The sequence below is a fragment of the Enterocloster sp. genome, from assembly GCF_057861365.1.
In genome coordinates this window covers 227,951-250,042 of record NZ_DBMACH010000004.1, presented here as the reverse complement: position 1 = coordinate 250,042, position 22,092 = coordinate 227,951, and the positions used below count along the sequence as shown (strand labels likewise).

General features: G+C 44.5%; 19 protein-coding genes and 1 other annotated feature. Of the genes, 13 read left to right on the top strand and 6 right to left on the bottom strand.

What is annotated here, in order from left to right; translation table 11 throughout:
- Positions 1-5: 5 nt before the first annotated feature.
- From ACZM6M_RS06530 to ACZM6M_RS06505, 6 genes are all read left to right on the top strand, one after another.
- Positions 6-1,349, top strand: coding sequence for a citrate synthase (locus tag ACZM6M_RS06530; RefSeq protein WP_337434377.1), 1,344 nt, complete (start codon positions 6-8; stop codon positions 1,347-1,349).
- Positions 1,350-1,352: 3 nt separating this feature from the next.
- Positions 1,353-2,354 (top strand): isocitrate/isopropylmalate dehydrogenase family protein, encoded by a 1,002-nt coding sequence (locus ACZM6M_RS06525; RefSeq protein WP_337434376.1) that lies wholly within the window; start codon positions 1,353-1,355, stop codon positions 2,352-2,354.
- Positions 2,355-2,436: 82 nt separating this feature from the next.
- Positions 2,437-2,673: a binding site (T-box leader), on the top strand.
- A gap of 81 nt (positions 2,674-2,754) precedes the next feature.
- Complete coding sequence (gene leuS, locus ACZM6M_RS06520; RefSeq protein WP_296038150.1) at positions 2,755-5,169, top strand: leucine--tRNA ligase; 2,415 nt, start codon at positions 2,755-2,757, stop codon at positions 5,167-5,169.
- A 103-nt stretch (positions 5,170-5,272) separates the two neighbouring features.
- Positions 5,273-5,854 (top strand): 5S rRNA E-loop-binding protein, encoded by a 582-nt coding sequence (locus ACZM6M_RS06515; RefSeq protein WP_066549074.1) that lies wholly within the window; start codon positions 5,273-5,275, stop codon positions 5,852-5,854.
- A gap of 108 nt (positions 5,855-5,962) precedes the next feature.
- A complete protein-coding gene (locus tag ACZM6M_RS06510) occupies positions 5,963-6,220 on the top strand; it encodes a hypothetical protein (RefSeq protein ID WP_418762139.1) in 258 nt (85 codons plus the stop codon).
- 5 nt (positions 6,221-6,225) lie between these two features.
- Positions 6,226-6,954: a L,D-transpeptidase family protein gene (locus tag ACZM6M_RS06505; RefSeq protein ID WP_178275757.1), complete on the top strand. Its 729-nt coding sequence runs from the start codon at positions 6,226-6,228 to the stop codon at positions 6,952-6,954.
- A gap of 41 nt (positions 6,955-6,995) precedes the next feature.
- On the opposite strand, the gene ACZM6M_RS06500 is transcribed toward ACZM6M_RS06505, so the two are convergent.
- Positions 6,996-7,277 (bottom strand): hypothetical protein, encoded by a 282-nt coding sequence (locus ACZM6M_RS06500; RefSeq protein ID WP_066549070.1) that lies wholly within the window; start codon positions 7,275-7,277, stop codon positions 6,996-6,998.
- 67 nt (positions 7,278-7,344) lie between these two features.
- Positions 7,345-7,773, bottom strand: coding sequence for a hypothetical protein (locus ACZM6M_RS06495; protein WP_317438906.1), 429 nt, complete (start codon positions 7,771-7,773; stop codon positions 7,345-7,347).
- A gap of 136 nt (positions 7,774-7,909) precedes the next feature.
- Between ACZM6M_RS06495 and ACZM6M_RS06490 the strand changes: the two genes are divergently transcribed.
- Positions 7,910-8,077 carry a hypothetical protein gene (locus ACZM6M_RS06490; protein WP_167544866.1) on the top strand — a complete coding sequence of 56 codons (168 nt, stop codon included), beginning with the start codon at positions 7,910-7,912 and terminating at the stop codon, positions 8,075-8,077.
- Positions 8,078-8,236: 159 nt separating this feature from the next.
- On the opposite strand, the gene ACZM6M_RS06485 is transcribed toward ACZM6M_RS06490, so the two are convergent.
- Positions 8,237-8,470, bottom strand: a complete 234-nt coding sequence (locus ACZM6M_RS06485) for a hypothetical protein (RefSeq protein WP_066549066.1) — start codon at positions 8,468-8,470, stop codon at positions 8,237-8,239.
- A 190-nt stretch (positions 8,471-8,660) separates the two neighbouring features.
- On the opposite strand from ACZM6M_RS06485, the gene ACZM6M_RS06480 reads away from it, so the two are divergent.
- From ACZM6M_RS06480 to ACZM6M_RS06455, 6 genes are all read left to right on the top strand, one after another.
- The gene (locus ACZM6M_RS06480; RefSeq protein WP_178275759.1) at positions 8,661-9,836 is read left to right on the top strand and encodes an alanyl-tRNA editing protein; all 1,176 of its coding nucleotides are present in this window, start codon (positions 8,661-8,663) and stop codon (positions 9,834-9,836) included.
- Positions 9,837-9,852: 16 nt separating this feature from the next.
- The gene (locus ACZM6M_RS06475) at positions 9,853-11,022 is read left to right on the top strand and encodes an AI-2E family transporter (RefSeq protein WP_178275760.1); all 1,170 of its coding nucleotides are present in this window, start codon (positions 9,853-9,855) and stop codon (positions 11,020-11,022) included.
- Between the two features lie 179 nt (positions 11,023-11,201).
- Positions 11,202-12,647: an ABC transporter substrate-binding protein gene (locus tag ACZM6M_RS06470; protein ID WP_489489979.1), complete on the top strand. Its 1,446-nt coding sequence runs from the start codon at positions 11,202-11,204 to the stop codon at positions 12,645-12,647.
- 121 nt (positions 12,648-12,768) lie between these two features.
- A complete protein-coding gene (locus ACZM6M_RS06465; RefSeq protein ID WP_296038127.1) occupies positions 12,769-13,695 on the top strand; it encodes a carbohydrate ABC transporter permease in 927 nt (308 codons plus the stop codon).
- Positions 13,696-13,709: 14 nt separating this feature from the next.
- On the top strand, positions 13,710-14,576 hold the full coding sequence (locus ACZM6M_RS06460; RefSeq protein ID WP_066549054.1) for a carbohydrate ABC transporter permease: 867 nt from the start codon (positions 13,710-13,712) through the stop codon (positions 14,574-14,576).
- 23 nt (positions 14,577-14,599) lie between these two features.
- Positions 14,600-17,035: a hypothetical protein gene (locus ACZM6M_RS06455; RefSeq protein WP_317438911.1), complete on the top strand. Its 2,436-nt coding sequence runs from the start codon at positions 14,600-14,602 to the stop codon at positions 17,033-17,035.
- A 62-nt stretch (positions 17,036-17,097) separates the two neighbouring features.
- Here the strand turns inward: ACZM6M_RS06455 and ACZM6M_RS06450 are convergent, their stop codons facing one another.
- From ACZM6M_RS06450 to ACZM6M_RS06440, 3 genes are read right to left on the bottom strand one after another with little or no spacing between them, the layout of a single operon-like run.
- A complete protein-coding gene (locus tag ACZM6M_RS06450; RefSeq protein ID WP_489489977.1) occupies positions 17,098-18,585 on the bottom strand; it encodes a PHP domain-containing protein in 1,488 nt (495 codons plus the stop codon).
- Entirely contained in the window at positions 18,582-20,426 is a 1,845-nt protein-coding gene (locus tag ACZM6M_RS06445; RefSeq protein WP_489489976.1) for a sensor histidine kinase, read from the bottom strand. The genes ACZM6M_RS06450 and ACZM6M_RS06445 overlap by 4 nt, the downstream gene beginning before the upstream one ends.
- A complete protein-coding gene (locus tag ACZM6M_RS06440) occupies positions 20,426-22,027 on the bottom strand; it encodes a response regulator (protein ID WP_340277373.1) in 1,602 nt (533 codons plus the stop codon). The genes ACZM6M_RS06445 and ACZM6M_RS06440 overlap by 1 nt, the downstream gene beginning before the upstream one ends.
- Positions 22,028-22,092: the final 65 nt, after the last annotated feature.

Here is a 22,092-nt window from a genome sequence, read left to right as displayed (position 1 = left end):
CCGCCATGACAAGAGAAAGCTATCTTGCACAGTTTTATGGAAAGTCTCAGAATTATACAGATATTCCTAATAAATGGTATAAGGAATACAATGTAAAGAAAGGTCTGAGAAATGAGGATGGCACAGGTGTCCGTGTTGGGCTTACACGGGTTGCAGATGTTGTAGGATACAGTGAGGGAGCGGACGGACAGATCGTGGCGATTCCCGGAGAGCTTTATTACAGAGGCTACAATGTGGTCGATCTGGTAAAGGGAAAGCTGAACAGCCATTTCGGCTATGAGGAGGTATGCTTCCTTCTGCTTTTTGGGTATCTTCCAAAAAGAAAGGAGCTGGATCAGTTCTGTGCAATCTTAAGAGATTGTTATGAGATACCAGATGAATTTGTGGAAATGAACCTGCTGCGGATGCCGGGAAAGAACCTGATGAACAAGCTGCAGGATGCGGTTCTTACCCTGTATAATTATGATGACGATCCAGACAATACAGATGTATATGAAACGCTGGTAAAAGGAATCAACCTGGTGGCAAAGCTGCCGTCCATTGCCTGCTATGCCTATCAGAGTAAGGTTCATTATTATAACAGAGACAGCCTCTTTATCCATTATGCCAATCCGGAATATTCCATTGCAGAAAATTTCCTGAGTGTTCTGAGAAAAGATCAGAAGTTTACGGATAAGGAAGCCAGCCTCTTAGATACGATCCTGATGCTTCATGCGGATCATGGCGGCGGAAATAACTCTACTTTTACCAACGTGGTAATTTCCTCTACAGGGACAGATATTTATTCGACCGTATCTGCCAGCATCGGTTCTTTAAAAGGCCCCAGACACGGAGGCGCCAATATCAAGGTGGCAGAAATGATGGATGCAGTTTTGGATGAAGTCGGAGGCTATACGGCAGATGATAAAAAGCTGCGGGCTGCAGTCCATAAGCTGATGGATGGAAAGCTGTATGACGGTTCTGGTCTGGTATACGGTTTCGGCCATGCGGTTTATACGGTTTCCGATCCCCGTGCGGATATGCTCAGAGCCTGCTGTGCAGAGGTGGCTAAGGAGAAAAAGCAGATGACGGAATTTGACTTCCGCCAGAGGTTTGAAAATGCTGCCCTGGAGGTTATGAAGGAGAGAAAGGGTGTGGCTCTGCCTACCAATGTAGACTATTACAGTGGTTTTGCTTATGGAATGTTAAATATTCCCAGAGACCTGTATACACCATTATTTATGTGCAGCCGTATGGTAGGCTGGGTGGCCCACAATATCGAAAACAAGCTGTATGACGGACGGATCATGCGTCCTGCTACCAAGTATGTAGGGGACAATAAGGACTATATGCCAATGGAGGAGAGATAAGTCATGGAAACGAATACAATCACAGTATTTAAGGGAGACGGCATTGGACCGGAGATTACAGATGCAGTGCTTGCAATCCTGGATGCGGCAGGTGCAGATCTGGATTATGAGATTTTCCGTGTAGGAGCGGCAGAGTATGAGGAAAATGGTGCTCTGATACCGGAAGAAGGCTTTGCTTCCTTTGAAAAGACCCATGTGCTTTTAAAATCTCCGATCACGACTCCATTAGGAACCGGCTTCCGTTCGCTGAATGTAACGTTGCGCAAAAAATACGATCTTTACGCCAATATGCGCCCTGCAAAGTCTAACGCTGCAGTTAAGACGCCCTTTGAACATGTGGATATTGTAATGTTCAGAGAAAACACAGAGGATCTCTATGCAGGCGTGGAAGAAAAGATTGATGAGAATACGGCCCATTCCATTAAAATCATTACCAGAAAATGCAGTGAGCGCATTGTCCGATCCGCCTTTGACTATGCGGTAAAGAACAAAAGAAAAAAAGTAACCTGCGTCCATAAGGCTAATATCATGAAGCTTTCCGACGGCCTGTTCCGTGATGTTTTTTACGAGATCAGCCGGGAATATCCTGGAATTGAAGCAGAGGATAAGATCGTTGATAATGTAGCCATGCAGCTGGTAATGCATCCGGAAACCTTTGACGTAATAGTGACAGAAAATCTGTATGGAGATATTCTGTCGGATCTTACCAGCGGGCTCATCGGCGGACTGGGTCTTCTGCCCTCCAGCAATATGGGAACGGACTTTGCCATGTTTGAGGCAGTTCACGGCAGCGCCCCCGATATCGCAGGAAAGGGAATTGCCAATCCCACTGCATTTTTGTGGTCCGCCTGCATGATGTTAGAGCATCTGGGAAAGCAGGAGATTTCTGCAAAAATCCGAAGAGCAGTGGATGAGGTATTAAAGGATGGAACGATTCTAACGCCGGATCTGGGCGGATGCGCTGGAACGGAAGCATATACAAAGGCAATTATCGAACGCCTGTAAGTTTTTGGCGGTATAAACAGCCACGGCTTTTTTTGACAGTATATTGACAGCCATTGTCAAATGTGTTAAATTAAGATTCAGTATAAATGCATTGACAGGAAGTAGTACGTATTTATTTTGTCTCACAGAGAGCCGGTAGAGGCTGAGAGCCGGCGGCAGGAGGATACTGAACTGGTCCTGGAGCAGCTTTTCTGAAGGGCATTTGCCAGTCTGAGTAGGAAAAGCCGGAGTGCCCACCGTTACAGGGGCAGATGAGTGCGCATGGGCTTACCATGCGAATCAGAGTGGTACCGCGTGGAACTATGACCGCGTCTCTTGAAGCAATTTAAGAGATGCGGTTTTTTGTTTTACAGGAAAGTGTGTCCAGCTCTGAGCACTAATATTAACGGAGGAATGAATTATGGCATCACAGTACAATCACAGCGCCATTGAAAAGAAGTGGCGTGAGAACTGGGAAAAAAATCCGATCAATGTAAATGACGGAACGAAAGAAAAATACTACTGCCTGGATATGTTCCCGTATCCATCTGGAAGCGGCCTTCATGTAGGTCACTGGAGAGGCTATGTAATCTCTGATGTATGGAGCCGGTATCAGCTGTTAAGAGGCAAATATGTGATCCATCCTATGGGATGGGATGCATTTGGACTTCCGGCAGAAAATTATGCCATCAAGATGGGCGTTCATCCTGCAAAGTCCACAGAGGCCAACATTACCAATATCAAGCGCCAGATCAAGCAGATTGCTGCAATCTATGACTGGGATATGGAAGTAAATACCACAGATCCTGAGTTTTACAAGTGGACGCAGTGGATCTTTGTGCAGATGTTTAAAAAGGGACTTGCCTATGAGAAGGAATTCCCTATCAACTGGTGCCCTTCCTGTAAGACCGGCCTTGCAAACGAAGAGGTGGTAAACGGCTGCTGCGAGCGATGCGGAACCCCTGTTACAAAGAAGAACCTCCGTCAGTGGATGTTAAAGATCACGGCCTACGCAGAGCGCCTGTTAAATGATCTTGACAAATTAGACTGGCCGGAAAAGGTTAAGAAGATGCAGGCGGACTGGATCGGCAAATCCTACGGCGCCGAGGTGGAATTCCCCATTGACGGCAGAGAGGAAAAGATCACCGTTTATACTACAAGACCTGATACCCTTCACGGCGCAACCTTTATGGTTCTGGCTCCGGAGCACAAGCTGGCAAAGAGCCTGGCTACCGATGAGACAAGAGAAGCCGTTGAAAAATATATTTTCGATTCCTCCATGCGTTCCAACGTAGACCGTATGCAGGCAAAGGAAAAGACCGGCGTTTTTACAGGCAGCTATGCCATCAACCCCTTAAATGGAGCAAAGACGCCAATCTGGCTGTCCGATTATGTACTGGCTGATTACGGCACAGGTGCTATCATGTGTGTACCTGCCCATGATGACAGAGACTTTGAATTTGCTAAGAAATTCGGCCTTCCTATCGTTCAGGTAATCGCAAAGGACGGCAAGGAAATTGAAAATATGACTGAAGCCTATACAGAGGCAAGTGGAACCATGATCAATTCCGGCGAATGGAACGGCATGGAGTCCTCTGTTCTGAAAAAAGAAGCTCCTCAGATGATCGAGGAAAAGGGCTTTGGACGCAAGACAGTCAACTACAAGCTGCGCGACTGGGTATTCTCCCGTCAGAGATACTGGGGCGAGCCCATTCCGATCATCCACTGTCCAAAGTGCGGCTGCGTGCCTGTTCCGGAGGATCAGCTTCCGCTGCGTCTGCCTGAGGTAGAGAGCTATCAGCCTACCGGTACCGGTGAATCTCCTCTGGCTGCCATTGACGAGTGGGTCAATACCACCTGTCCGGTCTGCGGAGCTGCTGCAAAGAGAGAGACCAATACCATGCCTCAGTGGGCCGGTTCCTCCTGGTACTTCCTGCGCTATGTGGACAGCCACAACAGTGAGGCCCTTGTTTCCAGAGAAAAGGCAGATAAATACCTTCCTGTAGATATGTATATCGGTGGCGTAGAGCATGCGGTGCTTCACCTTCTGTATTCCCGTTTCTACACCAAATTCCTTTGCGATATCGGTGTTGTCGATTTTGATGAGCCCTTTAAGAAGCTCTTTAACCAGGGTATGATCACCGGAAAGAACGGCATCAAGATGAGCAAGTCCAAGGGAAATGTCGTTTCCCCGGATGACCTGGTAAGAGATTACGGCTGTGATTCCCTGCGTCTGTACGAGCTGTTCGTAGGACCGCCGGAGCTGGATGCAGAGTGGGATGACCGAGGGATCGAGGGCGTTTCCCGTTTCTTAAATCGCTTCTGGAACCTGGTCATGGACAGCAAGGATAAGGATATCCAGCCGACAAAGGAAATGATCAAGCTCCGCCATAAGCTGGTATATGATATTGAGCAGAGATTCAACCAGTTCAGCTTAAATACCGTTATTTCTGGCTTTATGGAGTACAACAACAAGTTTATCGAGCTGGCAAAGAAGGAAGGAGGAATCGATAAAGAAACCTTAAAGACCTTCGTTACTCTCCTTGCTCCATTTGCACCTCATATCGGCGAAGAGCTGTGGAGCCAGCTGGGCGGCACAGACAGCGTATTCCATTCCCAGTGGCCGGAGTGCGATGAGGAAGCCATGAAGGACGACGAGATTGAGATCGCTGTTCAGGTAAACGGCAAGACCCGCGCAGTCATCAACGTACCTGCTGATATTGCAAAGGATGATGTGATCGCTCAGGGAAGAGAAGCGGTAAAGGACAAGCTGGCAGGAAATATCGTAAAAGAGATTTACGTTCCTGGAAGAATTGTAAATATTGTCTGCAAATAATTTGAGAAAAAGAGAGGAGATTTTCGTATGTTGCGAAAGGTCTCCTCTTTTTTAGGCATATTTCGCCGCACACGGCATATATAGTCTATAAGGAGGCGAAATTATGGATCAGATTCATGTAAAAAAGAGAGATACTGGAATAAAGGCAAAGCGGTTGAGACAGTTGGGGATGGTTCCGGGTAATATTATTGGAAAGTCCCTTCCTGAGTCCATTTCTATTCAGATGGAGGAGGCAGAGGCCCGCAGGCTGGTGCGGCAGTTAAGAGAGGGAAGTAAGATTGCCATTGACTTGGAGGGACAGGCTATTCCGGCGCAGATTAAGGAAAAAAGCCTGAACACGCTGAATAACGAAATCCTTCACCTCAGCTTTCAGGCGCTGGTTGCAGATGAGAAGGTAAACAGTGTAATCCACATTCTGCTTGAGAATGAAGAAAAGGCTGGGAACCAGCTGGAGAAGATGATGATGGAGATCCCATATGCATCTCTCCCGGCTGACATGATCGATACGATTACCATTGACCTGGATGGAATGGCGGTAGGCACAGTGGTAATGGTGAAGGATATTCCTGAGCTTATGAGTGATACGATTGAACTGCGGGTGGATCCGGAGGAAATTGTTCTGCGTATCAGTGATAAAACATATCAGGATTCTCAGGCAGATACAGATGGATCAGAAGAAACATAGAAAACAGAAACAGATCGTCAAAACAGAGGCATACATTCAGGAAACTGTAAGAGATTTTCGGATCAATCTATGGTAGAATGAAATCATCAGAGAGGAGTGTGTGCTTCTATGTTTGGTTTTTCAAAGAAAGAAATATTTATGAATACGGATCTGGAGCTTTTCTTTCGGATAACAGCAGCGCTTAAGGAACATGGAATAAGATATGAAACAAAACATGTAAACGGTACTACTGTAAATTGGATGACTGGTACTGCGGCTTCTGTGGGAGAAACTCTCAGACGCCAGACCTCGTACTATGCCTATGTAGATAAAAAGGATGCGGAAGAAGCTGCCTATATTGTGAAAAAGGCGCTGGAGCGGAGGTAGGAGATATGTACAAAAGAAAAAGGATGGGCACTGCTGTTGGAGTATGCATCTGTGCAGCATTGATGTTTGGGACGGCAACGGCTTTTGCAGCAGGACAGGCTGAGACAGGGGCAATGAGCGGCGGACCCGGTGAGATAAAAACTCATGACGAGAAAAAAACGCAGGATCAGTTTCAGAATACAGATCAGTTGATCCTTGTTAAAGGAACAGTCGGCTGTGAGGCTGATATTTCCTACTATGTTCATATGCAGAATGGCTGGCAGCATATGTGGACAGAGCCGGGCTATGTGGGAAGCAAAGGGATCACAGAAGATAAAAAGGAAGGAGATAAGGCCACACCGGCTGGAGTTTACAGCTTTGATCTGGCATTCGGCCTTTTGGAGGATCCGGGAAGTGTGCTGCCTTATCACCAGATTGTCCAGGGAGATATCTGGGTGGATGATCCTGCCAGTGCATATTATAACCGCCTTGTAAATACATCTTCTGTATCAAAGGACTGGGTTTCGGGCGAAAACCTCATTCAGGCCTCGCCCTATTATAATTATGCTCTGAATCTGACCTACAATGCAGATTGTGTGCCGGGAGAGGGTTCTGCTATCTTTCTTCACTGTTTTATGGATTCCTCCTATAAAGGTTCTTCAGGCTGCATTTGTCTGCCTCAGGAACGGATGGAGGAGCTGATAAAGAACGTAACATCGGATACGAAGATTGTTATTGTCGGCAGTGACGGATGACGAGTCCGCCTCTGCTGACAAAATATCTGTGTGATTTGGGGCTATTTTCCAGCCATAAGTTTTTGAGAGATCATTTTTAAGAGATCGACCTTCTTTTTTTCCTTGGGCGTCATATGGGCGCTGAGGATATTTATAAGGAGAGCGGTCTCTTTGTCATTAAAATGGATTCCCTGTTTTTGGGATTCTAAGTGAATCGCCATAAGGGTCTGGGGAAGCTCTTCCTTTTTGGATCGGCCTGCCTGTTCGGCAAAGCGGGTCAGAAGCTCCAGTTTTTCTTTGTCCATAGTCTTAAGACGGGGATCATTTTTCCAGCTGTCGTCCATAATTATGTAATCCTTTCCGGGATCTGCATGTACGATTCCCTTTTAGAATGAATGTTTGTACGAAGCATTATGCCATGGCCTGGAAAGCCGTGACCATCATTTGAAGTGTTTCAAAACGGGCCTGCTGTTCCGGAGACAGGAGACGGCGCAGCTGTTCCATGGGGGTCTGCCCTTCGATAAAGGCTTTTGCCAGATCGATTAGATCCTGTTCCTGTGGGGTTCCATAAGGCCGTATCGCCTTTAAAAGCTCTTTGACAGAGCCGCGGGACTGAGGTTCTTCCAGAGAACAGATTCCCATGGAAGCTATTTCTTCTGTTTCAAAAAGCTCCAATGTATTTTTTAATTCCTGAGCTTTTACAAATACAGATACAGCTTTTTGTTCCGGTACTTCTAAAAAAGGCAGGGCAGCCTTGATCATCTGAAGGTGGTGGTCACCAATGAGATAGTCCAGATCGGTGAGTTTATAATCACTGCTTTCCCCTGAAGGGTTCGCCATACTGCTTCACCAGCTTTCATGCTTTGGTCTAAACATATGCTGTTTTTGGGAATCTCATGCATATATATAAAATAAGGGAAGGATTGATATTCCCCATTTTCAAAAACGCAAAGTATGGAAAAAGAGGTTAATGTATATGTATGGAAAGCTTGTTATAGATGGAAATGCTGTATATGAAATAGATGAAGCCTGTCTTTTGAGAAAAAGGGACGAAAAAATGGGCGGTCAAAACGGCTGCCAGGGAATGGGATGTCCATTGAAATCTTCTCCGGAAGCAGTTCACAAACCGGGCGAACGGGGATAAGATGGACGGATTGAGAAAGGGCGGCTGAGGGCCGCTTTTTCTTCGGCTTATTTTTTAAAGGACAGGGCCGCAGCCCTTCGGACGCTGTCTGCGCCTGCCGGTCTGCGGCCCTGTGAGGAAGATAAGGGGGTTAAAGCGTTAAGTCTGTGCGCAGGGGAATCAGCAGAAGCTGTTTCCGCCGCAGCAGCACAGGATCAGAAGGATCCAGATGATATCGCATCCGCATCCGAATCCGCCGCCGTGGTTATGTTCACAGCATCCGCCGCCGAAGCTGCCTCCGCCGCAGCAGCACAGGATCAGGATCAGCCAGATGATATTAAAGCCGCCTCCTGACTGGCATCCGCACCCGCAGTCACATCCGCATCCGCAATTTGTTGCTGCTACATCACTCATTTTTGTTCCTCCAGAACTGTTTGATTACAATGTATCATATGAAGGGAAGCTTGCTCATGTTTCTGAAAATACGAAAAAATTTTAGAAAAATTAAATGGAAGAGCCTGACAAAATGTAGTATAATCTGTTACAGTCCTGTCCGTGTATAAAACGGACAGCAGATTATGCGTATGGGACCGGAGGAGAAAAAATGGATCAGAATCGTTTATATTACGGAACACCTTATGTAAAAAGCTTTATGTGTACCGTTTTGTCATGTACACCATCAAAAAAAGGAACATGGGAGGCTGTCTTTGATCAGACCGGCTTTTATCCTGAGGGCGGCGGACAGCCCTATGATACAGGAACAATCAACGGGATTTCTGTATTAAGCGTCCATGAGAGAGCGGGGGAGATTGTTCATGAGCTGGCAGAGCCCATTGAAGCAGGAATCCGGGCCGAGGGAATCATAGACTGGAATAGACGGTATGACCTGATGCAGCAGCATACCGGAGAGCACATTTTATCCGGACTGGTGCACCGCCATTTCGGCTATGACAATGTGGGCTTTCACATGGGAGCGGATGAAGTAACGATTGATTTTAACGGTGTTCTCACCCAGGAACAGCTTGAGATGCTGGAGGATGAGGCAAATGAAATTGTATATGCCAATGTGCCGGTAAAGGTGCTTTATCCATCAGATGAGGAATTAAAAAATCTGGAATACAGGAGTAAAAAAGAGCTTACCGGACAGGTGCGTATTGTGGAAATCCCCGGCGCGGATGTGTGCGCCTGCTGCGGAACCCATGTAGAACGTACGGGAGAAGTGGGTATAATCAAAACAAGGACGATGATCCATTATAAGGGCGGAGTGCGTATTTCCATGCTTTGCGGCCGTCTGGCCCTTTTGGATTACAGAAACCGTTTAAAGGATGAAATCCGCATTTCCAATTTTCTTTCCGCCAAAGTAGCTCAGGTTCCTGAGGCAGTAGAAAAGCTTAAGCAGGAAAGCCAGCAAAAAGATGGGCATATCGGGGAAATGTGGCGTCAGATCTTTCAGCTGAAGCTTGCAGTATGTCCTGAAAGCCACGGACCGGAGGAATTTTTTGAGGAAGGCATGGAGCCGCTTCAGCTCCGCCAGTTTGCCACCCTGCTTTATGAACAGAACAAGGGAAGGATTACAGGTGTATTTTCCGGAAATGATGAAGCTGGTCTGTATCAGTATGCTCTTGGCAGCAGCCAGGCAGATATGAGGACTTTAAGCAAGGCCATGAATGATCGCCTTGAGGGAAGAGGCGGCGGAAGTATGATGATGGCTCAGGGAACCCTTAAGGGAACCAGGGAAGAAATCCGGCTTGTATTTTTAGAAGAGGCAGGAAAATTGTAAAGAAAAGGAAATGAAAATGGAACTGAATCGCGATACCATCAATAAAATAAGGGGCTTGATTCTCTTTACCGTGATTACGGTCATTGTAGGCATCAATTATATAAAGGTGCTGGGACTGCTGGCGGCAGCTGTTAATATGGCTGCCCCATTTATCCTGGGAGCAGCCATCGCTTTTGTACTAAATGTACCTATGCGCAGGATCGAGAGCAGCTTAAGCCACGTGCTGAAAAAGGGCAGCCGTCTGCTGCGCCCTGTGAGTATGGCACTGTCCATCCTCCTGGTGGCAGGTGTGCTGTTTCTTGTTATGTTTGTAGTGGCTCCCCAGCTGGTGCGCACACTATTAGGCCTTCAAAGCAGTATCCCCGTATTTTTCGGAGAAGTCCGTCAGTGGCTTGAGCAGCTGTTTGCAGAAAATCCCCAGATTCTTATCAATATGGAACAGATTCAGATTGACTGGCAGCAGCTTTTCAATGACTCTTTGAAATTTTTGAAAAATGGAGCTGGCTCCATGCTGGATACGACCTTCTCTGCGGCTATATCCATTGTGAATGGAATGTCTACTTTCCTGATCGGCTTTATTTTTTCAATTTATATTCTTCTTCAGAAAGAAAATCTTATCAGGCAGATAAAAAAGCTTCTGGCGGCTTTTCTTCCGGAGAGAACCGTTGAAGGGATTGTGAGGATCGCAGCGCTTACTTCAAGGACATTTTCTAATTTCTTTACCGGCCAGTGTATGGAAGCTGTAATCCTGGGCTCTATGTTTTTTATTGTGCTTGTGGTGCTGCGTCTGCCCTATGCGCTGCTCATCGGTGTTCTGATCGCATTTACAGCGCTGATTCCCGTATTTGGGGCCTTTATCGGCTGGGCGGTAGGAGCTTTTCTCATGCTGATCATTTCCCCTATGGATGCGCTGCTGTTCAGTGTGGTATTTTTCACTCTCCAGCAGATTGAGGGGAATATGATCTATCCCCATGTGGTAGGCAATTCTGTGGGCCTGCCGTCTATCTGGGTTTTGGTCGCTGTAACTCTGGGCGGCAGTATGATGGGCGTGGTAGGAATGCTGATTTTTATTCCGTTGTGCTCCGTGCTGTATACACTTTTGCGGGATACGGTGAATGAACGGTTAAAAAGGAGAAAGTTGAGCGTAAAGCCAGATGATTTAAAAAGAGACAGTGCTGAAAATTAAAAAGTATTGCAAAAAGACATTCTGCTACAGCATAAACACTGATACAGAATGTCTTTTTTTTGTAAATATAGTGCATTATAATTAAAAAAGTGATATTTATATTGGAATAAGCCATCAAAATATATAGTTTTAAATGGTAAAATCAGAATAACAAGTTAAAAGTAACAAAGGAGGTTATTATGAGAAGGAGAAGATGGGTGAGTCTGATGTTGGCAGGGACAATGGCAGCATCATTAGCAGGATGTTCAGGCAGCAGTGATGCTGCCAAGGATCAGGAGCCGGCAAAGACAGAAAAGAGTGCAGAGGCTGGGTTCGAAAAAAAGGAGGAGGCAGCAGACTCCGGAGAAAAGACAGTTGTCACAGTATGGACACAGGATCGACATGATTCTGAGTATGTGGAGTCAAAAATCGAGGAATTTAATAATACGAATGATAAGGGAATCGAAATTGCATTAAATGTAATTACAGATGATTATGCAAATATGATGTCATTAGCGTATTCCTCAGGGACCGCGCCGGATATTGCAGGTGTGGGAGCAGCAACCAGTGGATTTGATCTGAAGACATTTGCTGAAGCTGGTATACTGGAACCCTTAAATGAGTACATAAAGGATGCTGAATATGAAAAGGTTACAGAAGCCAGCAAGCTGCAGTTTGAGGGAATAAATGTAATTGATGGTAATGTATACTGGATTCCGACAGGAATGAGAAGCGGTACTAGAATCGAATATAATAAAGAACTGGTGGAAAAAGCAGGATATACGGAATTTCCTGACACACTGGAAGGTGTAGTGGAACTGGCTGACAAGATCACACAGCAGGGAGAAGGAACCACTTATGGCGTAGGTTTTACCCAGTCTGTACCGTTTGAACGATGGCTGGAAGGAGTCGCTGAGACAAGCGGTATTTACCGTTATGACTTTAAAGAAGGAAAGTTTAATTTTGACGGATATAAACCTTTGATTGAAACAGCATCCAAATTCTTTACAAATAACAGTGTATTCCCGGGATCCATGTCTCAGGGAGTAGATGCGATGAGAGCACAGTTTGTAGAGGGCACGTTTGGTATCTGGGGAAATGCTTCTCAGGAGGCGGGAGTATTTACTTCTCAGTTCCCCATTGATAAGTTTGAGTGGGGCGTTGCAGAGGTACCGTCTTTAGACGGAACCAGAAAGGGAGCCCAGGCAATTAAACCTCAGAAGGGATATATGATGTTTTCCTCCTGTCCTCATAAGGATAAAGCTTGGGAAGTAATCAAATTTTTCAGCAGTGAAGAATTCTTAAAGGGTTATCTGGAGGCTGGATTATATCTTCCGATTTCCGATTATATGGATGGCATTATAGATAAATCTAAGACAGGACGTCTTGCAGATTTCGCGCTGACTGATTATGAAAGCGTATATCCGACAGTTCCTTCTGTAACGCTGGAAGGAGATCCTTATGGAACTGTAATCTGGAGAGCAATTATGGGTGATATCAGTGCAGATGAAGCCATTGCGGATTTGAATAAGCGCTACAATGAGGCTTTGGAAAATGATATCAAGATAGAAAAAACAAAACGTATTGTCATCAAAGATTTTGATCCCCTGCATCCGGGTGAGGGAACGGTAGAATATACAGAATAGGTGCTGGGTGTAACGATCGGATATGGTTAATGCAGGAGGTGCTGTAAGGTGACTGTCACAGGTCTTGCAGCACCTTCTTACTGTTTTATAACACTTTAATAAAAGAAAAAGGAGGCTGGCTATGAAAAGCAGTAATAAATTATCGTTTCGGGATCGAATTGCTAGGGCTAACTCCAGGGGAGATTTTGCAGCTGTATTCATGATGCTTCCGGCTGTAATCCTGTTAGTGGTAATGTCGATTTATCCGTTCTTCTGGCTGTTTCGATATATTTGTTATGACTATAATGGATTTAATGCTTATTTTACAGGGGCAAGAAATTTCATGCGTATGCTGGAGGATGAAACCTTCTGGCGGAGTGTACTCCATACCTTTGAGTATGCAGGACTGAAGCTTTTATTTGTAATTCCGCTATCCCTTCTTCTGGCAGTGCTTTTAAACCAGAAGCTGACAGGATCCTCGATATACAGGGGAATTTATTTTATGCCTACTGTTATTAGCTCTGCAATCTACAGTTTGATTTTTGGATTTATTTTTGCGGTGTATAATGGTGTTTTAAATGCATCCCTGCAGAAAATGGGGCTCATCCAGGCTCCTATTGACTGGTTGGGGGATCCTTCTATTGTTATGCTTTCGATTGTGATTGTAGCAGTATGGGGTGGTTTCGGCAATTACATGATTTATTTTATATCTGGTATGAGCAGTATTCCGGAGGAAATTTATGAGAGCAGCCGAATTGACGGAGCCAACGGAGTACAGACCTTTTTCCATATTACACTGCCTATGCTGAGCCCGGTTCTGAAGGTTATTTTAATGCTGGCGATCACCACTGCATTTAAGGACTATCAGTCAATTCTGGTACTTACAGACGGAGGTCCAAACAATCGTTCTCATGTTATGTTTTCTTATATTTATAAGCTTATATTCAGTTCCAGTACAACGCCTCAAATTGGATACGCTACAATGTTAAGTGTTGTTGCTGCCCTTATTATAGGTATTGTCACTGCGATTTATATGTTTGTGGCAAGAAAACTGGATGATGTAGTTTAGGAAAGGAGAGGAACATGGAAAAGAATCATAGTGTGTACTCTACAAAAACAAAATGTATCCGTCTGATTTTGACGATATTTCTCATTATTGTAGCAGGATTTACGCTGTATCCATTGATCTATATTGTCTTTGGTTCCTTTAAAGAAAACGCAGAGCTTCTTCGGGGAGGAACAAAGCTTCTTCCTGAAAAATTTGTCCTGGATAATTATAAGGAAGCCTGGGAAAAGGCAAATTTTGCACGCTATACATTAAACAGTGTAATTATAAGTTTGGGCGTCATGCTGGTAACCCTGTTTGCAACCAGTATGTCCGGTTATGTATTTGCCAGGAAAAATTTCCGTGGAAAAGAACTTCTGTACAGTTTGTTTGTAGCATTTATGTTTGTAAATGTAGGAAGCGTTACACTGCGTCCACTGTTTGAATTGGCGGTAAAATTAAAGATGAATCAGTCACTTTTAAGTGTTATACTGATTGCGGCGGGAACTGCGCAGACAACCTATATTTTTCTGGTAAGAGGCTTTGTAAATACAATTCCAAAGGAATTAGATGAAGCGGCCATGATTGACGGATGTACATTTTTCCAGATCTACCATATGGTAATTCTGCCTCTGTTAAAACCTATTTTAGCTACCATAGCACTTTTGTCATTCAGAGGAGGCTGGAATGAATATATTATGCCGCTGGTATTTACGATGTCTAATGAAAAAATGCGTCCCCTGACAGTAGGCGTTACCATGCTCAAAAACAGCGGAGACGGAACGGCTGCCTGGAATCTGATGTTTGCAGGAGCTACTATTTCCATTGTGCCGATTGTGGTAATTTATATTTTTTCCAGTAAACATTTTATGAGCGGAATGACAGCGGGAGCTGTAAAAGGATAAGCAAAAGAGAGGAGAAAATCAGGATGGAAAACAGACTGAATGAGGAAGGTTTTATTATGCAGTATCTGATATCGGGACTGCGGGAAGAGCCGTTTATTGACCATACAGCAGATGAAAATCAACTTCGTTATGAAAAATACCTTCGATCGATTCTTACCAGACCTCAGACAAAGGAGCCGCAGGATCGGGTTAAACTGAATGAAACGGGAAGCCTGGGTCTTCCGTGGAGATATTACTATAACTATGGAAACTGGTTTGTAGACCTAAGCACATTTTATTCTGTACTTACCCGGGTGGAGATGGATGCCTGCACGCAGCTTGAAGCAGAGGAGGATATGCAGGTGAGAGCTGTGGTCTGGTCTTATGCATCTGTTGATCTTTGGTGCAATGGTGAGCATGTCTGCGCTATGGCTCCTCCGGTTTACAAACCCATTCAGAAGCAGAATGTTATGTTTAACCTGAAAAAGGGAATAAACAGATTGTATATTCGTTTGCAGACCCTGGGCGTCAGGGATACGCGTACACTTTTTGGAATTCAGGTTATTGATCATAAAGATGAAATTCGTGTGGTTTTACCGGACGAGGAGCATACAAACTGCGTTTTAAACTGCGCTAAATGGCTGGATCAGCTGATCATACAGGACGGAAAACTTTTCTGCCACACCCCTGCTCCAAAGGGAACAACGTTGGGATATGATTCCATGAGTCCTGATTTTGCTAAGGCAGAGACAAAGGTAGAACGCCATGATATCGGTGGGGCAACAGAGGCGGTTCTTGAAGCTGGCAGACCGTATATTGTTGTAGAATGTACGGCAGAGGGCCAGAAGCTTGCAAGACGGATGGAAGATACGGCGATGATTGTGCCGTCATTCCTGAAAGTAATGGACTATGAGAAAAATAAAGAAGCGATATATCATAGGATTTCCGATGTAGAGTCCTTAAGCCGGGGAGGAAAATTCGGATTTTCCATTTCTAACATTCTGGCACGAAAGGCAACAGGAAGAATTACAGCAAAAGACAGAGAGCTGTTTTTGGAAACTCTTTCGCAGATTGAAAAACGGTTTGACTGTTCCGATTTTCTGGTCTGCGGTCTGGTAAGGTATCTTAAAAATTATGAGTTAGATGATGAATTAAAGAATAGGGTAAAGGAGGTACTACTTAATTACAGATATTGGATGGATCAGGAAGGATCAGATGCCATGTGTTTCTGGAGTGAAAATCACTCCCTGATGTTCTATGTATCTGCAATGAATGCAGGAGAATTTTATCCGGAAGAGTATTTTACCCGTGCGCACATGACAGGCCGTCAGCTGTGGGAAGCAGGAAAAAAAAGAGTAGAACAATGGCTGGATGATGTAGAGGAGAGAGGGTTTGAAGAATTCCTCAGCACAGTATATATGTGTGTGACATTTGCCGGGCTCTTAAATGTGATTGACTATACCCCGAAGGAAATTTCAGACAGAGCAGTCAAAGTTACAGACCGTCTGCTTGAAATGCTGGCTCTTCATACCTATAAAGGTTCCGTGATTGCGCCTATGGGACGTGTGTATCGTCAGGTTATTTATCCGTTCCTTCAGGGAGCGCAGGCTCTGATGAATCTGATTGATCCGGATGTTCCATACTCTTATGGGGAAGGATGGCTGGCCTTTTACGCTACCAGCCGTTACGAAATTCCGGAAGGCCTCAAAAAACTTATGAGAGATCCTGTTCTGACAGAGTATAATACGGGAAATGCGGTGATTCGGCTGGAGAAGAATGAGGCATACTGTATCACATCTGTTCAGTCTCCAAGAAAAGATACAGATTATGACCGATGGGTTAATTTGACACTTTTGGAAGAAAGACAGAATGTAGATAAAACCTCCCACGCTTACACAAAGTCCTTGAATGAGCGGTTCCATGGGACAACCTGTTTTGAACCTGGGGTTTATGGGTATCAGCAGCATATGTGGAGCTGTGCTTTGGACAGTGAAACACAGATTTTTGCCAATCATCCAGGCGGCACCTGTGATTCCAGCCAGATGCGGCCGGGATACTGGTATGGAAATGGTGTAATGCCGGCTGTGCGTCAGGAAAAGGGAATACTGGGAGCTGTGTATCAGATTCCAAAAGAGCATCCGATTCACTTCACTCATGTATACTGGCCTGGTGTAAAGTTTGATCAGAACAAGGTGGAAGATCACTGGTTGTTTGGAAAAAAGGGAAATGGTTATATAGGAATGTGGTGCAGCAAAAAACTGCAGCCCTATCAGGATCAGGTCTTTAACTGTGAATACCGCAGTTATGGAGATGAGATTGCGTACTGTGTTTTCTGTGGGGATCAGAAGGAATATAATACAATGGAAGCCTTTATTGAGAACTGCAAAAAGAGAACTCCGGTTTATGCAGATGGAGAACTGAGAACAGGGGCATTTGAAGTAATGTATAAAAAATACAGGGACGAAACACAGTATATTTAAAAATTAACAGTAAAATGCCGCCGCAGGCTTGATTGCTTCGGCGGCATTTTTTGTGCAGACAATTATTCGAAAAATATGGGGCTTACAAATGCCCACTGCTGATTGGTTTGAGCCACTTCCATATGATAGAATGCAGGTCCCTCCCATTCGTCAGTAAAAGAGTTTTCCGCAGTATACTGGGAGCAGGAAACGGCAGTATGAACTTTGTATGCCTGTGAATGATATGGCTTCATATGTTCACTGTATCCATATCTGCATAATTCACCGATTGATGTCCGGCGGCAGTGGCCGTTAACTTCGATTTCTACCACAGTATCTCTGCTGCCCTGTATTTCGGCGATTACAGCGCATGTCTGGGGCTGAACGGGAGATGGATTTTTGACTGTAAAGCACTGCCAGGAAACAGAATCATCGCTGATGGACAGGATACGATTATCAATTTCATTTATATTATCCTGGGATACGTCCTGGGAAGCACTGGGAGCCAGAACGCTTCTGCCGCGGAAACAGGGCTCTGCTTCTAAAATTTGTCCGTCGGATACTCTGATCCTTCCCTTCCATAGGAAAAGTTCCTGCTCATTATTTCCCCATCCCATTTCAATCCGAATTTTATAACGGTTATCTTCTGATTTTGGCATCATGGTTAAACCTTCTGCAATATGAATGGGATTTAGATTACGGTAAATGACAATTTTATCTATATTAGCACAGCCTTCTACCTGATAGGAAATTTGATGACGGGGTGAGGTCAGTGGAACAATACTGCCCATCAGATGTCCGTCCACTGAAAAATCGCATTTAATCCGGTCACCTGTTACTGCATAGGTTCTTCTGTTTTTCAGTCCATCCCAGATTGCAGATTTGGTCTTTGATTCTGCCAGAACAGCCAATTTTCCATCGCCATAAGATCCGGGATAGCCGGCGTGATGATCGGTAGAACCTACAAAACCAAAATGAAATCCTCTCTTCAAACCCTCGTATACGGTGCAGCGGCTGTCTCGGGGGCCCATATTGTGATAATACGGATAGGGGGCTGTTTCACTCATACCGCAGCCATGTTTGGAACAAACTTCGATTAAAGGCGTTACTGCAGGATCGTAAAGATCCCAGTTGATTCCGCGATAGCCGGGCGTATAACCAATATGATGTGCAACCGTAATACCGTCACAGCCGCTGTCATGCAGCAGCTGCGCAGGAGAGTCACGGTAAATCAGAGGAAGGCTGTCGTCAGGAGTGACAATATGATGGTCCCCGTACAGAGAGGAATGCATTTCATAAGCCTGAAAGGTGATAAAGTCCTCTGTATTAGCCTCTGCGATGGTGTGCCGTACTTCTTCCCAGTGGTCATACAATTTTTGGAAGCCTCTGTGGTGAAAGTCCACCACAAAAGCGGTTTCTTCATTTCGCTCCGGTATATCCGGCCACATGGCATGTCCGGTGACAGCGCAGAAATCAAGATGGCTTTTCGCACGGTCTAAGGCGTGTTTTAGAGAACCGTAGCCATAAGTGATGCCGCAGTGGTTGTGAAGGTCTCCCCAATATCTGTTCATAGTGTTTTTATCTCCTTTTGATTATTTTTGGCAATTTTATAAGGAATGGTAATGCGGACGACATTCCTGAAATAAGGAATGGTTTCAAAGTGAATTTGAGCAGTTCCGTAGCAGGCTTTTAAGCGGGCGTAGACGTTATTCAGGCCTACATGCTTAGAACAGGGCTGACGCCCATCTCGAGACAGAGCTTCATTTGCCCGTGAAATATCAATACCATGACCGTTATCGATCACCTCAATTGTGAGGATTCCGTTATTTTCAAAAACATTTACAGAAATTTCCGGCATGGGAACCGGAATACAGCCAGATTCATCCAGACTGAATCCGTGCCGTATGGAATTTTCGGCCAGAGGCTGCAGAATGGATTTTAAGATCAGACAGTCTGTAAGCTCTGGAGGAATGGTACTGATCAATTCAATTTTCTGACTGAAACGATAATTCATAATATCTATATATGATTTGACATGGAGCAGTTCTCTGGATAAAGGGATCAGTTCATTTCCGTAATTCAGTCCGATGCGCATAAAATCTCCCAGGCTTGTAATCATGGCAGAGGCTGTTTGTTTTCGGTCGCTCAGGATTTCCATGTTGATGCATTCCAGAGTATTATACAGAAAATGGGGGCTGATCTGGGCAGATAAAAGCTGTATTTCTGCCTGATATTTATCTCTTTCATTTTCGCGTATCTGCTGTATCTGTTCTTGTATCGTTTTGTACATGGAATTGATAGCCATATTCAACTGGCCTATTTCATCCTTATATTTCATCTGGTCAGGAGTATCATAGGTGTTATTTTCTATTCTGTGTACGTTTTGGATCAGCCGGGCCAGAGGCCGGGTGAGAAAACGGGAAAGAATCAGAGAAAGAAAAGCGGTCAGCATCAATCCTGCTAATGATATAAGGAGGAGAAAGGTGCTCATGCGGGCAAGTCTGGTGTGAAGCGATGTTTTTGGCACGATGCTGACAAGGTTAAGACCGCAGAAATCTAACGGAATGGAATAAAGGCTGTACTGGTTTTCATCCAGAACCTGTTTGAAACCTTCTGATTTTGTACAGGAACGGAGACTGTTTTGTACACATTCATCAGAAACCGTCTCATACCAGGAGGAATTCGGAGAAAGACTTAAAGGAGTTCCGAAAGCATCAGCTATGTAAAGGGTACGTTCTGAGTGGGAGGATGCAGCTAAAGCCAAACGTTCTTCTATTTTTTGGGAATCAAGCAAAAGGACAATGTAAATATCCGTATTCTCTGGATTTCGGCAGATATGGAGATAGTACGTAGAGGGAACCAGAGAAATGGGAAGAACTACAGGGATGATCTGATTGTTTTTTATAAAAGGGCTGGAACGGATGGGGAGCCAGGTAATATCATTTATGGAAAAAAAGTTCCAGTTAAAAGCGTCCCATGTAGTATATCCCTTTTTTAAGGTGTTGGTATACAGGGAATAATATTCTCCGTTTTTGCCAAGGATAGCCAGACTGTCCAGGATGGGGATGGAATCAGTTAAATTGCTCAGAGGTGCCTGCAAGGCTGCTTTGTGCATGACATCCTTTTCATGACGATTTATATGTACATCCCGTACTAAAGCAGAAAAATCTGCAGTAGAAGCAGTATCGATCACATTTTTTAAAAGAAGATTATAAGAGTCCGTCAGTGACTGAGCTCCGATATGGAGAGAATCAGCGGCCTGATTGTAGGCATCTTCCCGATACAGCTGGGAGAAATAGTGGCTGCTGAAAGAAATAAGGAAGGCAGACAGTGTGAGTGAAATGGTAATCATACATAACCATATTTTATGCGAAATATTCAGGTTGGCAATCAAAGTAAGGATTTTTTTCATCAGTGAACAGAATCTCCTCCCCGGCATTTTGTCTGATATTCAGATGGAGTCTGGCCGGTATAATTTTTAAAAGCGCGGTAAAATGAGCGGTAATCGTCATAGCCTACAGCGCAGGATATTTCGCTGATATTAGCGTCAGCGGCCATCAGCAGGTGTTTGGCCTGTTCCATTTTGCGGCTTAACAGGTAATCCCGGAAATTGATTCCTGTTTTGGATTTAAAATAAATGGTAAAATATGAAGGGCTTAAATTTACGGCCTCCGCTATAAGTTCTGCAGAAATCTTACGATTTATATTGTTTTCTATGAAGCGTTTAGCTTTTGCAATGATGCGATCTTTTCCAAATGATTTATATTCAGAAAGAACCTTCCCATATTGAAGAAACTGGGAAAGACACCAGTCTTTAATCTGTCGGAAAAAAGAAAATTCATTGATTCGGATGTAGGGAGGTTCAAAAACCAGTTCAGGCCAGTCTTCTGTTTGCTTTTTCAGTGTATTTTGGATATCCGTTACCAGATAAATGCACATTCCTCTGATAAAGCTGGGAGACGGCATGGGAACATAAAACAGCGTTCGGATATATTCTGAATACCAGAAAACAATGGCATCTGTGTCGTTGTTCCAAATGGCATCTAAAAGAGGAGCCGGATCAATGTGATTGGCAGAGACAGATGGTGGTATGGTACAGATAACAGAAGGATCAAAGATAAGGTGTTCTGTTTCATACATCTGATAGGATAGGGCTGTGACAGCCATAGCATAGGAGTGCCCTGCCTGGAGCAGGGATTTTTCCGGTGTTCCGATACCGATGGTCAGGCGCATACCATGCTCTGAGATCCAGATTTCTATAATTTTATGCGCAAGAACATGAATTGCCGACAAATTTTCTGAAAGTGCTGGGAAAATAAGCGCTGTTAGCTGGAAGGTTTCGTTATCCCATACTTGAGCATAAAAGCCGGTCATATGGCGTTCAATTGTATGCTTCAGAGCAATAAGGGACTGAGGATCAATGGGAGATCCTGTTCCCAGAGAAAAGATAAGAACCTGACAGAAGCCGGAAGGAAAAGAGAGACCGGATTCTTTTACAGCTGTTTCCAGATCATGTTCATAATGGAATTCATTATGGATCAGTTGATTTAAAAACAACTTTCTGGATAGAGCGGTCATGGTCTCTTCGCTGGGGGCGGCAGAAGAGGAAGAAAGACCACGCTTTTGACGGATTTCATCCAATAGTATCTTAAGCTCTTCTTTTAATTCTTCATTTTTAAAAGGTTTTAAAAGATAGGATTTGGCACCATAGCGGATTGCTGATTGGGCGTAAGTAAAGTCATCAAATCCGCTGAGAATGACAAAGTCAATGTGAAAGCGGGCTTCTTTACATTTTTTCATCAGGTTCAGCCCATCACAGAGAGGCATACGTATATCTGTGATTATGATATCCGGCATATAGGTCTGGATTAGATTCCAAGCTTCCAGCCCGTTTCTGGCAGTTCCAAGAACGCGTATATTCAGATTCATGGATTCCACAGCAGATCGGAGTCCGTTGCGGATTGAAGCTTCATCATCAGCGATGATAACAGAAACAGGGAAATTGGCAGTCATGAAAATGGCTCCTTTCAATCGATTCAAATATCTTTCAATTCTAAAAAATTATACCATAGGCTATA